We start from the raw sequence: 11,865 nt of genomic DNA on the forward strand, positions 1-11,865 counted from the left end.
GGGGTTAATTGCGCCACCGCCAACAACCGGCCCGCAGCCAAAACAAATGTTAAGCGGGGGACAACTGGGGGCTTACTTTTACACCCCGGCTTCGTCTATGCGGGGCTACCCGGGTTACTTGAGCCCGTCATTAATGGCAGACACCAACTCCCCGTTAGGGGTGTCCCCACTGAACTCCCAGAAGAAGGCGCCGCCAAGCCCCTGCCCCTTGGCCCAGGCCATCTTGCTCTTGACCGTCGCCGGGGTGTCGTACGACCACCAGTTGCTGCCGCAGTGCGCGTAGGCGGTCCCCGCGACGGTGCCGTTCGAGGGGCAGGAGTTCTTCAGGACCTTGTAGTCCTCGATGCCTGCTTCGTACGTCCCCTGCGCGGCGCCGGTGGCGGTTCCACCGGGCTCCTTCTGCGTAACCCCGGTCCAACCGCGCCCGTAGAAGCCGATGCCCAGCAGCAGCTTGGCGCCGGGCACGCCCTTCGCCTTCAGCTTGGCTATCGCGTCGGCGGAGTTGAAGCCGTCCTGCGGGATGCCGGCGTAGGAGGTGAGGGGCGAGTGCGGGGCCGTGGGGCCCTTTGCCGCCCACGCGCCGAAGAAGTCGTACGTCATCACGTTGTACCAGTCGGCGTACTGCGCGGCGCCGCCGTAGTCGGCCGCGTCGATCTTGCCGCCGTTGGAGGCGTCGGCGGTGATCGCGGCGGTGACCAGGGCGTCCTTGCCGAACTCGGTGCGGAATGCCGACATCATGTTCTTCATGGAGGCGGCGCCGCTGGTGTCACAGGTCAGGCCGCAGGCGTTCGGGTACTCCCAGTCCAGGTCGATGCCGTCGAAGACGTCGGCCCAGCGCGGGTCCTCCACCAGGTCGTGGCAGGACTTGGCGAAGGCCGCCGGGTTCTTCATCGCCTCGGTGAAGCCGCCGGACCAGGTCCAGCCGCCGAAGGACCACAGGACCTTGAGGTTCGGGTGCTTGGCCTTGAGCTTGCGCAGCTGGTTGAAGTTGCCGCGCAGCGGCTGGTCCCAGGTGTCGGCGACGCCGTCGACGGACTGGTCGGCGGTGTAGGCCTTGTCGTAGTCGGCGTAGGCGTCGCCGATGGTGCACTTGCCGCCCTGGACGTTGCCGAAGGCGTAGTTGATGTGCGTGATCTTGGCGGCGGACGCCGAGGTGTCGATGTTCTTCACGTGGTAGTTGCGGCCGTAGACGCCCCACTGGGCGAAGTAGCCGAGCTTGACCTTGCCGCCGGGGCCCGGGTCGGTGCCGCCCGTGGTGTGCACCTTGACGGCGCCGGACGCCGGTCCCGTCTGGTCCGCGGTGTCGCGGGCCTGGACCGTGTACGAGTAGTCGGTGCCCGCGGTCAGGCCGCTGTCGGCGTACGAAGTCCCGGTGACGGTCGCCACCTTGGCGCCGTCGCGCAGGACGTCGTAGTTCTTGACGCCCTTGTCGTCGGTGGCGGCGCTCCAGGCGAGCTTCACCGAGGTGTTGGTGATGTCGGAGGCGGTCGGGGTGCCGGGGGCGCTCGGCGGGTTGTCGCCGGGGACGCTGCCGCCGTCACAACTGCCACCGTTCACCGTGCAGTTGGCGGGCGATCCGGTGCCCGAGCCGTTGAACCCGAAGGAGACCGAGGCGCCGGGGGCGAGCGTCCCGTTCCAGCCGACGTTCTTGGCGGTCCAGCGGTTGCCGGAGTTGGTGACGGTGGCGTCCCAGGCGGACGTCACCTTGGTGCCGGAGGGGAAGTCCCACGCGACGGTCCAGGAGCTGATCGAGGTGGTGCCGGTGTTCTTGACGGTCCACTTGCCCTCGAAGCCGCTGCCCCAGTCCTGGGTCTTGGTGTACGTGGCGGTGGCGGCCGGGGCGGCTTCGGGTGCTGCCTCGGCGGGGCCCGTGAGGGCGACCAGGGTGGCGAGCGGGAGCAGCAGGGTGGTGAGGCCTGCCACGGCTCTGTGTCTGAAGCGCACGCTGTGCTCCTCGGGTGAGTTACGGGGGTTAGGGGTGGGACCCTGCGCCGCCCGTGAGCACGTGGAACACGTGGGGGAGTGCTCACCGCAGTGCGGTGAGAATAGAAAGGTCTGGACCAGCGGTCAAGAGGTCTGAACCATTGGCCGAATCGCGTCGGTCGCGACCGCGATCTCGCGACTCATACGCCCAACTCCTGTGCGAGGACGGCCGCTTGGACCCGGCTGCGCAGCCCCAGCTTGCCCAGCAACCGGCTGACATGCGTCTTCACCGTCGCCTCCGCCATGTCCAGACGGCTCGCGATCTCCGCGTTCGACAGCCCTTCGCCGAGACACACGAGCACCTCGCGCTCGCGGCGCGTGAGGGTGTCGAGGATGGCGGGATCGGGTCCGTTCTCGCGGCGTACGGGCTTCATCGTCTTTGGGGCGGCGAACTCGGCGATCAGCCGCCGTGTGACGGCCGGCGCGATCAGGCCCTCGCCGCGCCCCACCGTACGGACCGCCTCCAGGAGGTCCTTGGCCTCGGTGTTCTTCAGGAGGAACCCGGATGCGCCCGCGCGCAGCGCGCCGAAGACGTACTCGTCGAGGTCGAAGGTGGTCAGGACGAGCACGTCCGCGAGGCCTTCGGCGACGACCTGACGGGTCGCGGACACGCCGTCGAGGCGCGGCATCTGGATGTCCATGAGGACCAGATCGGGCCTCAGTTCACGGGCGAGCGCCACCGCCTCTTCACCGTGCGACGCCTCGCCGATCACGTCTATGTCGGGCGCGCTGCGCAGGATCAGGACGAGTCCCGCGCGTACGGCTGACTGGTCCTCGGCGACGAGCACGCGGATCATTCGGTCACTTCCTTGTCTGCGGGGTCGACGGGCAGCGTCGCGTACACGATCCACACCTTGCCGTCGGGGCTGCTCTCGGGGCCCGAATCGAAGGTGCCGCCGAGGAGTTCGGTGCGCTCGCGCATACCGACGAGGCCGGCTCCCGAGCCGGGGGCGCGGGGACCCGACGGATCGCCGTACGGGCTGGTGACGCGGACCGTGAGGGCGCGGGGTTCTTCGGCGAGGGCCACGGTGACCCGGCCGGGGGACGCGTGCTTGAGGGCGTTGGTCAGGGACTCCTGGACGATGCGGTACGCGGCGAGCTCGACCGGGGCGGGGAGCTTGGGCCCGTCGGCGGCGCGCCCGTCGTCGAGCGCGACGTCCAGGCCATTGGTGCGGGCGTTGGCGAGCAGGGAGCCGAGGCCGTCCAGGGTGGGTGCGGCCGCGGGCTCCCGGTCGTCGCTGGAGTCCCGCAGGATGCCGATCAGGCGGCGCATCTCGGCCAGGCCCTCGACGCTGTTCTCCCGGATGACGGAGAGGGCGCCGCGGGTGGTCGCCGGGTCGTCGAGGGAGAGCGCGGCCGTGGAGTGGATGGCGATGGCCGACAGATGGTTGGCGACCATGTCGTGCAGCTCACGGGCCATCCGGGCGCGCTCGGCGGTGATCGCCTGGACGCGGTCCATCTCGGCGAGCAGCGCGGTCTGCTCGGCCCGCAGTTTGGCCGCGGCGGCGGCCTCGCGGTGGTTGCGGACCAGGGCTCCGGTGGCGGCGGGACCGAAGGCCACGATGCCGGTCGCGACACCGATGAGGACGGCCTCGGGCTCCTGCCACCAGGCGAGGAAGCCGATCGTCATCGCCACCGTGATGGCCCCGGTGGTGACGGGGATGCGCCGGGCGGCGGCCGGTGTGCCGTACACGACGGCCGCGTACATGATGTCCGTGAACATCATGACCGACGCCAGATTGCCCGGCGTGAACTGATCGAAGACCAGTGCGACGGTGGCGACCGGCAGGGCCACCCGCGGCGCCGTCCTGCGCAGCAGCTCCATGCACCCGAGCACGCCGAGCGGCAGCAGCAGCCAGGGTCGTTCGAGCACCCGGTCGCCCTGCGTGCCGAGCCCGAGCGCGTACAGAGCGAGCCCGCTGAGCACACTGACCGCGGCGATCAGTACGTCGAAACGTTGCGGGCGGGGCAGGGACAGGGCCATGCCCTCCATCCAACACGGCGGGTGCGGGCGGTGCCTGATCCTGAGGGAGGAACCGTCCGGTACATCGAAGGATGCAGTCCCACTTCGTCACTGCCGACGATGATCCGCGGCCGCCCTGACGGGAGCCTGGAAAGGTGACCGAGAGGAGCGAACCGTGATCGTCACGCTGATCATCATCTGCGAGGCCGGCTTCTGGCTGCTGCTGGCCGGCGGCCTGGCCCTGCGGTACTGGGCGAAGATGCCGCGCGCGAGCATCGCCGTACTGCTGTGTGAGCCGATCCTGGAGGTCGTCCTCTTCGTCGTCACCGCGGTCGACCTGAAGAACGGCGCGGAGCCGGACTGGAAGCACGGCCTCGCCGCCGTCTACATCGGCTACTCGATCGCGCTCGGCCACTACACGATCAAGTGGGTCGACGTCCGCGTGGCCCACCGCTTCGCTGGCGGCCCACCGCCCGTCAAGCTCTACGGCACGGCCCGCGCGATCGACGAGTGGAAGATCGCCGCCCGCTGGGTACTCGCCGGTCTGATCGCGATGGCGCTGCTGCAGGGGGCGGCCTGGTACGTGGGCGACGACGGCGACATCGACTCACTGCGGATGTGGCAGCAGAAGATGCTGTGGCTGATCGGCATCAACATCGTCATCGCGGCGACGTACACGGTCTTCCCGAAGAAGGCACCGCCGGTGGCGCCCCGAAGGGGCGCGGGGAACTGCGCGACCAGCCACGACGTACCCGCAGACGACCAGCCGACCCCCCAGCGGAGCGCCTAGCGCTCACCGCCGGGCACCCACAACACGTCCCCGACCTCCTTATTGGCCGTACGGGCCAGGATGAACAGGAGGTCGGAGAGGCGGTTCAGATACGTCGCGGTCAGCGGGTTCATCACCTCTCCGTGCACCTCGAAAGCGGCCCAAGTCGACCGTTCCGCCCGGCGGGCCACCGTGCACGCCTGGTGCAGCAGCGTCGCGCCCGGCGTGCCGCCCGGCAGGATGAAGCTGCGCAGCTTCTCCAGCTGCTCGTTGAAGCGGTCGCAGTCCGCCTCCAGCTTGTCGATGTAGAACTGCTCGACGCGCAGCGGCGGGTACTCGGGGTCCTCCACGACCGGCGTGGACAGATCGGCGCCCACGTCGAAGAGGTCGTTCTGGACCCGGACCAGGACCTTCACGACCTCCTCGTCGAGCCCGCCGAGCGCGATCGCCGTGCCGATGGCGGCGTTGGCCTCGTTGGCGTCGGCGTACGCCGCGATCCGCAGATCGGTCTTGGCGGTGCGGCTCATGTCGCCGAGGGCCGTCGTGCCCTGGTCGCCGGTCCTGGTGTAGATGCGCGTCAGATTGACCATGGGGCCAGCCTAGTTACGCGCCCGCCGTCCGGAAGACACGTGTGCCGACCGTCACGGACACCAGGGTGAGCGCGGCCGCCGTCAGCACGCCGTACAGCATCGCCGTACTCGCGTAGTCGCCCACATAGGCGGCCCGCACCGCGTCCACGAGATAGCGGAACGGCATGAAGTGCGAGAGCACGTCCAGCCAGCCCGGCGCGAGCGCCATCGGCAGCATCAGGCCCGAGAGCAGCATCGAGGGCATGCTCACCGCGTTGATGACGGGACCGAACTCGTGCGCCTTGGAGACGAGCAGCGCGAGCGCGTACGACAGGGACGCGAGGACGACGGTGAGCACCGCCACGAAGGCGAAGCCGATGAGGATGCCGGCCAGCGGCGCCCGCAGCCCCATCGCCAGCGACGCGACGACGAGCAGCACCGCCTGGAAGACGAAGAGCGCGGCATCGCGAAGGACACGGCCGAGCAGGAGCGCGAGGCGGCTCACCGGCGTCACCCGCATCCGCTCCACCACCCCGAACTGCTTCTCGATGATGATCGCGAATCCGCTGTACGAGGCGCCGAACAGGCCGAGTTGGAGCAGCAGCCCCGGCACGAGCACCTGCCAGGAGTCGCCGCGCGAACCGAGCGGCAGATCGGTCAGGAGGGGGCCGAAGAAGAGCAGATAGAGCAGCGGCATCAGGACGCCGAAGAGGATCTGGAACTTGGAGCGCAGGGTCTGGCGCGCGTACCGCCCGAAGATCAGGGCGGTGTCGGAGAGAAACGCAGACATGAGAGGTCCTGGGGTTCAGACGGCGACCGGCGCCGTGTCCTTGGGGGCGATGTCGCGCCCGGTGATGGCGAGGAAGGTGTCCTGGAGCGAGGCGTCGATCGAGCCGCCGTACTGCAGCTTGAGCGAGCTCGGCGTGCCCTCGGCGACCACGAGGCCCTTGTCGATGACGACCAGGCGGTCGGAGAGCGCATCCGCCTCGTCGAGGTAGTGCGTGGTGAGCACCACGGTGGTGCCGTGCTCGTCGCGAAGCCGTCGCACCAGCGCCCACAGGTCGGCCCTGCTGCCCGGGTCGAGCCCCGTGGTCGGCTCGTCGAGGAAGAGCACATCGGGCCGGTGCAGCAGCCCCATGGCGACGTCGAGCCGCCGCCGCTGGCCGCCGGAGAGCGCGGCGCACTTGCGGTCGAGCAGCTCGGTGAGGCCCAGGTCGCGTGCCAACTCATCGGCGCGGGCGGCTGCCTGAGTCCTCGTCAGGCGATAGAGGCGCCCTTGGGTGATCAGTTCCTCGCGTACGGAGATGTTGGGGTCGACGCCGCCGGACTGGGCGACGTAACCGATCCTGCGTCGGACGCCCGCCGGATCGCCGGCCAGGTCGAGGCCCGCGACGGTGGCGGCGCCGCCGGTGGGCCGCAGGAGCGTGGTGAGCATGCGCAGCGTCGTCGTCTTGCCCGCGCCGTTCGGCCCGAGGAGGCCGACGATCTCGCCGGGCGCGACGGTCAGGTCGATGCCCCGCACCGCCTCCACGGGGCCGCGCTTGGTGCGGAAGGTCTGGGTGAGCCCAGCCGTGCTGATGATTGCCATGGCGACCACAAAAACAGAGTCTCTTAAATTTTGCAACGGCCCCAATTTTTCAGTTGCCCAAGCAGGGGGCCGTAGGGTGGACTCATGGCTGAAGGGCTCAGGGAACGCAAGAAGCGGCAGACCAGGCAGCGCATCTCGGACATCGCGACGGGGCTGTTCCTGGAGCACGGCTTCGTCACGGTGACGGTCGCGGAGGTCGCGGAGGCCGCGGACGTCTCCGTGAACACCGTCTACAACTACTTCCCCGCCAAGGAGGACCTGTTCCTCGACCGCGGGGAGGCCGTCGTCGACCGGCTCTCCGGCTACGTACGCGGCCGTCGCGCGGGGGAGTCCGCCGCCCATGCCGTCCTGCGTGCGCTGCGCTCGGACGTGGAGAGCGTCTCGCCCAGCATCGGCCTCTTCGCCGGCTGGGCCGACTTCATGAAGGTCATCCACGAGGCCCACCCGCTGCGCTCCCGGCTCTGGGAGATCCAGCAGCAGGCACTCGCGCACCTCACGACGACCCTCGCCGAAGAGGCGAAGGCCGCCGAAGGCGACCCCATGCCCGGACTGATCGCGGGTCAGCTCTCCTGGGTCCACAGCACGCTCATGGCCTGGATCGGCGACGAGATGGTCAAGTGCCGCAAGCCCGCCGAGGTGTCACGGGATGCCCTCGAACTCCTCGACGAGATGGAGGACCTACTGAGCGAAAAGGTCCTCAACTACGCGGTGCGGGACGCCGAATGAGCCGTACCAGTGTGATGTCCGTCATCTGAGACGTGACGCGCATCTCTTCGCCGCCACCTGGGCGCTCGCGACCGCTAATGTCCGGCGAACAGGCAGACGTAAACAGCGTGTAAGCCAGGCGTGATAAGCGGTAGGGGAGTCGGAACAGTGGCAGGGAAGCTCGCCGTCATCGGAGCCGGACTCATGGGGTCCGGTATCGCACAGGTCTCCGCACAGGCGGGCTGGGACGTCGTCCTGCGCGACGTCACCGATGAGGCCCTGACCCGTGGCACCGACGGGATCAAGGCGTCGTACGACAAGTTCGTGAGCAAGGGCAAGCTGGCCGCCGAGGATGCCGATGCGGCGCTCGGGCGCATCACGACGAGCACCGACATGGACGCGGTCGCGGACGCCGACATCGTCGTCGAGGCCGTCTTCGAGAAGCTCGAGGTCAAGCACGAGATCTTCCGTACGCTCGACAAGATCGTGCGCGAGGACGCGGTGCTCGCCTCCAACACCTCCGCCATCCCGATCACGAAGATCGCGGCCGTGACGGAGCGTCCGGAGCGGGTCGTCGGCGCGCACTTCTTCTCGCCGGTGCCGATGATGCAGCTCTGCGAACTCGTCCGCGGCTACAAGACCAGCGACGAGACCCTCGCCCGCACACGGGAGTTCGCCGAGTCCGTCGGCAAGACCTGCATCGTCGTGAACCGCGACGTGGCCGGCTTTGTGACGACCCGTCTGATCTCCGCGCTCGTCGTCGAGGCCGCCAAGCTCTACGAGTCGGGTGTCGCCACCGCCGAGGACATCGACATCGCCTGCAAGCTCGGCTTCGGGCACGCCATGGGACCGCTCGCGACCGCCGATCTGACGGGCGTCGACATCCTGCTGCACGCCACCAGCAACATCTACACGGAGTCCCAGGACGAGAAGTTCGCACCGCCCGAGCTGATGCGCCGGATGGTTGACGCCGGTGACATCGGACGCAAGAGCGGGCAGGGGTTCTACAAGCACTGACGCCACCTCCTCCCTTGCGGGGTCACCCCTCGGAGTGAATTCGGTATCGGTTCGCTTACAGACGGCAACTTCCTTGTCCATGCGGCAGTCAGTTGCAGTGACATACGCAGACGCCTTACGGAACAGACGTCACAGGAAACTCAGCACTCTCGGGGAGCGCATATGCACATCAGGGGCGACCAGGCCCAGCTGGTCGTCGGGGGACGCCTCGACGTACGCAGCGCGGCGGACGCCCGTACGGTCCTGCACTCGGCCGTCGACGACGGAGCCGGCGACCTGGTGCTCGACCTGTCCGAACTCGACTCGTGGGACGCCACGGGACTCGGCGTGATCATGGGCGCGCACCGGCGCGCGGGACGGTGCGGACGCCGGCTCGTGCTGCGTGATGTACCGCCCCAGATGCAGCGTCTGCTGGTGGCCACCCGGCTGCACCGGATCCTCGCGATCGAGGGTGGCATCGGGGTGGAATCGCTTCCCCGTGTGTGATCGCCGGGGATCCCCGGCGATCCGGTAGGAAACGCATCTCGCGCACAATCCTCACGAGACTGTGACGTCTCGGACGGGGCGGTACCCCGCCCGTTCGTAGATACTGAGCGAAGGTCTAGGGTTCGGTCGCCACCGATGTGAGAACCCGAGCGGGGGCACCGGACCAGAAGCGACAGCGCAGTGTGCACAAGGCCGGAGGGGGCTGTGTACACCACGCATCTGGGGGGCTTTGACCATGGACCCGATGAACCGGGGACCGGAAGAGTACGGCCAAGACGGTATGAACGACGACGATTCGGCGCGCCGATCGCGGCCACCCCGCGATCCTCTGACACCCGACTTCGGGCAGCCCGCACCCGCGCTCGCCCGCACCGTCCAGCTCATCTCGGGCGACTTCCTGCTCACCGTGAACCCGGTCGACGGCAGCGAGATAGAGCCCTGCCCGCCGGGCGAGCGGCCCGCGCGCCCCGTCAAGCGCTCCGCCGCCGAGCGCGCCGAGCTGCGCCGCGCCGCGGTGCCGCCCGTGCCGCCGGGTCCGGCGCTGCCCCGGATGCCGCTCCTCGAACGCCAGGAAGAGCGCGAGCGGCTCGTACGCCTGCTCGCGCGCGGGCGCTCGGTCCGGCTCACCGGTCCCGCGGGCTCGGGGCGCACGGCGCTCCTGAACGCCGTCGCTGAGGACTGCGCCGACCTCGCACCGGACGGCGTCGTCCGGCTCTCCGGCTACCACAAGAGCCCGGGCGACCTGCTCCAGGACCTCTTCGGGGCCGTCTACAACGCACCGCTGCACCGCCCCGACCGCACGCTGCTGCTCGAACTCGTCCATGAGATCGGGGCGGTCGTCGTCCTGGACGACCTGGAGTTCGGTGGCTCGGGCCTGGAAGAGCTGCTCGACGCGACGCCCGAGTGTGCCTTCCTGATATCCGCGACGCCCGACGTCGCGGCACCCTCCGCCGGCTCGCACCTCGAAGAGGTCTTCCTCGGCGGCCTCGGCCGCAGCGGCGGCGTCGAGCTCCTGGAGCGCGGGGTCGGCCGCGTCCTGACGGACGACGAGGCGGCCTGGGCGGGCGACCTCTGGTTCGAGTCCGAGGGCCTGCCGCTGCGCTTCGTACAGGCGGGCGCCCTGCTGCGCCAGCGCGACCAGCTGCGCGCCGACCCCAACGCCTTCGACGAGTACGGCTACTACGCCGAAGGCCCGGTCGACGCGCCCTTCGACGCCGAGGGCCACGACGTCCCGCTGCCCTCGCTCGCCGACGGAGCCGCGCCCGCGGCCCTGCTCGCCTCCCGGCTGAGCCCGTCCGCCCGCACCACCCTGCGGTTCGCCGTCGCGCTCGGCGGCGAGCTGCCGCATCAGGCGCATCTGCCGGCCCTGGTGGGGGACACCCACGCGGACGCGGCCCTCGCCGAGCTGGTCTCCACCGCGCTCGTCACGCCGGTCGGCGCGCACTACCGCCTCGCCGCCGGCGTGCGCACCCAGCTGGAGACTTCCGGGTACGCCGACGACATGGCCGAGCGCGCGCAGAGCGCCGCCCAGCACTACGCCTGGTGGGCCGGGCACCCCTCGGTCAGCCCCGAGCGGGTCGCGGCCGAGGCGGACGCCGTGCTCGCCGCGCTCGGCGTCCTGGTCACCGGGCGGCCGGGGCAGACCTCGGGCGCCGTGGGAGGCGAGCAGAGCGCCGCCGTGCTGCTCGCCCGCACCGTCGCGCCCGCCTTCGCCGGCGGGCTCAACTGGGGCGCGTGGGAGCGTGCCCTGCGGTCGGGCCAGGAGGCCGCGCGCACCGCCGGTGAGGTCGCCGAGGAGGCGTACTTCCACCACGAGCTCGGCATCCTCGCGCTCTGCGGCGGCCACCTCGACCGGGCCCGCGCCGAACTGGAGGCCTCCATCGGCCTGCGCGGCGCCCTCGCCGACAAGCGCGGCATGATCGCGGGCCGCAGGGCCCTCGCGCTGGTCGCCGACCGCTCCGGCGGCGCACTGCCCGGCGGCCGCACGGCCGCGGGCGAGGAAGTGCCCGACGCGCGCTACGAGGAGTCGGCGTCGCCCCCGGGCGGCGTCCCCGCGGCGTTCTCGCTGCCTGGGCCGCCCCCGGAGCCCGAGACGTTGGTGACCCGCAGGGCGACGCCCGCCGCGGGCTCCGGCGCGGCACCGACCCGCCGCTCCATCGTGAGCGGCACCCGGCGCAACCTGGTGGCGGCGGGCGCGGGAGCCCTCCTCGCCGCCGTGCTCGGCACGGTGGTGACGCTGGGCGCGACCTCCGGGAACGACGATCCGCCGCCGGACAAGGTCAAGACGGAGCAGTCGGCGAGCGAGGACCGCGACGACGACGGCCTGACGGCCGACAAGCCGGCGAAGGACTCGACGAGCCGTCCGGACGACACGGACCAGGGTGTGCCGGGCACTTCGGACGAGCCGAGCGACAGCGGCGAACCGTCGGACGACCCGAGCGGCAGCGACAAGCCGTCGGACGACCCGTCCGATGACCCGACGACGTCGAAGCCGCCGACGACGAAGCCGCCCACCACGACGAAGCCGCCGACCACGAAGCCGCCCACGACCAAGCCCCCGACGACCAAGCCGCCCACGACGAAGCCGCCGACGACGCCGCCGCCGACGACCACGGACCCGACCCCGGATCCGCCGTCGTCCCCGGACACCTCGGACTCGGCGAGCGGCCCGGCGACGAGCAGCGAGCCCGCGTCGCCGAGCATCTGACGTAAGAAAAGAGAAGGGGTGGGGGGAGCAGGTCCACGCAAACCCCAAAGAACAAAAAAACAAAAACAAAGAAAAGAT

General features: G+C 70.1%; 11 protein-coding genes. 5 read left to right on the plus strand and 6 right to left on the minus strand.

Annotated elements, in window-relative coordinates; genetic code table 11:
• Positions 1-114: 114 nt before the first annotated feature.
• The 3 genes from ACFWY6_RS38340 to ACFWY6_RS38350 form a co-directional block, all read right to left on the minus strand.
• Positions 115-1,944 carry a glycosyl hydrolase family 18 protein gene (locus ACFWY6_RS38340; RefSeq protein ID WP_384700502.1) on the minus strand — a complete coding sequence of 610 codons (1,830 nt, stop codon included), beginning with the start codon at positions 1,942-1,944 and terminating at the stop codon, positions 115-117.
• Between the two features lie 179 nt (positions 1,945-2,123).
• Positions 2,124-2,780: a response regulator gene (locus tag ACFWY6_RS38345; protein WP_384700504.1), complete on the minus strand. Its 657-nt coding sequence runs from the start codon at positions 2,778-2,780 to the stop codon at positions 2,124-2,126.
• On the minus strand, positions 2,777-3,967 hold the full coding sequence (locus tag ACFWY6_RS38350; RefSeq protein ID WP_384700506.1) for a sensor histidine kinase: 1,191 nt from the start codon (positions 3,965-3,967) through the stop codon (positions 2,777-2,779). Before ACFWY6_RS38350 ends, ACFWY6_RS38345 begins: the two co-directional genes overlap by 4 nt.
• Before the next feature lie 154 nt (positions 3,968-4,121).
• On the opposite strand from ACFWY6_RS38350, the gene ACFWY6_RS38355 reads away from it, so the two are divergent.
• The gene (locus tag ACFWY6_RS38355; RefSeq protein ID WP_384700508.1) at positions 4,122-4,736 is read left to right on the plus strand and encodes a hypothetical protein; all 615 of its coding nucleotides are present in this window, start codon (positions 4,122-4,124) and stop codon (positions 4,734-4,736) included.
• Here ACFWY6_RS38355 and ACFWY6_RS38360 read toward each other — a convergent pair.
• From ACFWY6_RS38360 to ACFWY6_RS38370, 3 genes are read right to left on the minus strand one after another with little or no spacing between them, the layout of a single operon-like run.
• On the minus strand, positions 4,733-5,305 hold the full coding sequence (locus ACFWY6_RS38360; RefSeq protein WP_384700510.1) for a cob(I)yrinic acid a,c-diamide adenosyltransferase: 573 nt from the start codon (positions 5,303-5,305) through the stop codon (positions 4,733-4,735). The two genes, ACFWY6_RS38355 and ACFWY6_RS38360, sit on opposite strands and share 4 nt — an antisense overlap.
• A gap of 13 nt (positions 5,306-5,318) precedes the next feature.
• On the minus strand, positions 5,319-6,074 hold the full coding sequence (locus tag ACFWY6_RS38365; RefSeq protein WP_266870821.1) for an ABC transporter permease: 756 nt from the start codon (positions 6,072-6,074) through the stop codon (positions 5,319-5,321).
• 15 nt (positions 6,075-6,089) lie between these two features.
• Positions 6,090-6,872, minus strand: coding sequence for an ABC transporter ATP-binding protein (locus ACFWY6_RS38370; protein WP_384700512.1), 783 nt, complete (start codon positions 6,870-6,872; stop codon positions 6,090-6,092).
• Between the two features lie 84 nt (positions 6,873-6,956).
• Between ACFWY6_RS38370 and ACFWY6_RS38375 the strand changes: the two genes are divergently transcribed.
• The 4 genes from ACFWY6_RS38375 (at position 6,957) to ACFWY6_RS38390 (ending at position 11,787) form a co-directional block, all read left to right on the plus strand.
• On the plus strand, positions 6,957-7,598 hold the full coding sequence (locus tag ACFWY6_RS38375; protein WP_384700514.1) for a TetR/AcrR family transcriptional regulator: 642 nt from the start codon (positions 6,957-6,959) through the stop codon (positions 7,596-7,598).
• Between the two features lie 147 nt (positions 7,599-7,745).
• A complete protein-coding gene (locus tag ACFWY6_RS38380; protein WP_384700516.1) occupies positions 7,746-8,594 on the plus strand; it encodes a 3-hydroxyacyl-CoA dehydrogenase family protein in 849 nt (282 codons plus the stop codon).
• Positions 8,595-8,756: 162 nt separating this feature from the next.
• The gene (locus ACFWY6_RS38385) at positions 8,757-9,080 is read left to right on the plus strand and encodes an STAS domain-containing protein (protein ID WP_016643271.1); all 324 of its coding nucleotides are present in this window, start codon (positions 8,757-8,759) and stop codon (positions 9,078-9,080) included.
• A 235-nt stretch (positions 9,081-9,315) separates the two neighbouring features.
• Positions 9,316-11,787, plus strand: a complete 2,472-nt coding sequence (locus ACFWY6_RS38390) for an ATP-binding protein (RefSeq protein WP_384700518.1) — start codon at positions 9,316-9,318, stop codon at positions 11,785-11,787.
• Positions 11,788-11,865 lie beyond the last annotated feature (78 nt).

Source organism: Streptomyces sp. NPDC059037, from assembly GCF_042740015.1.
Taxonomy (GTDB): Bacteria; Actinomycetota; Actinomycetes; order Streptomycetales; family Streptomycetaceae; genus Streptomyces.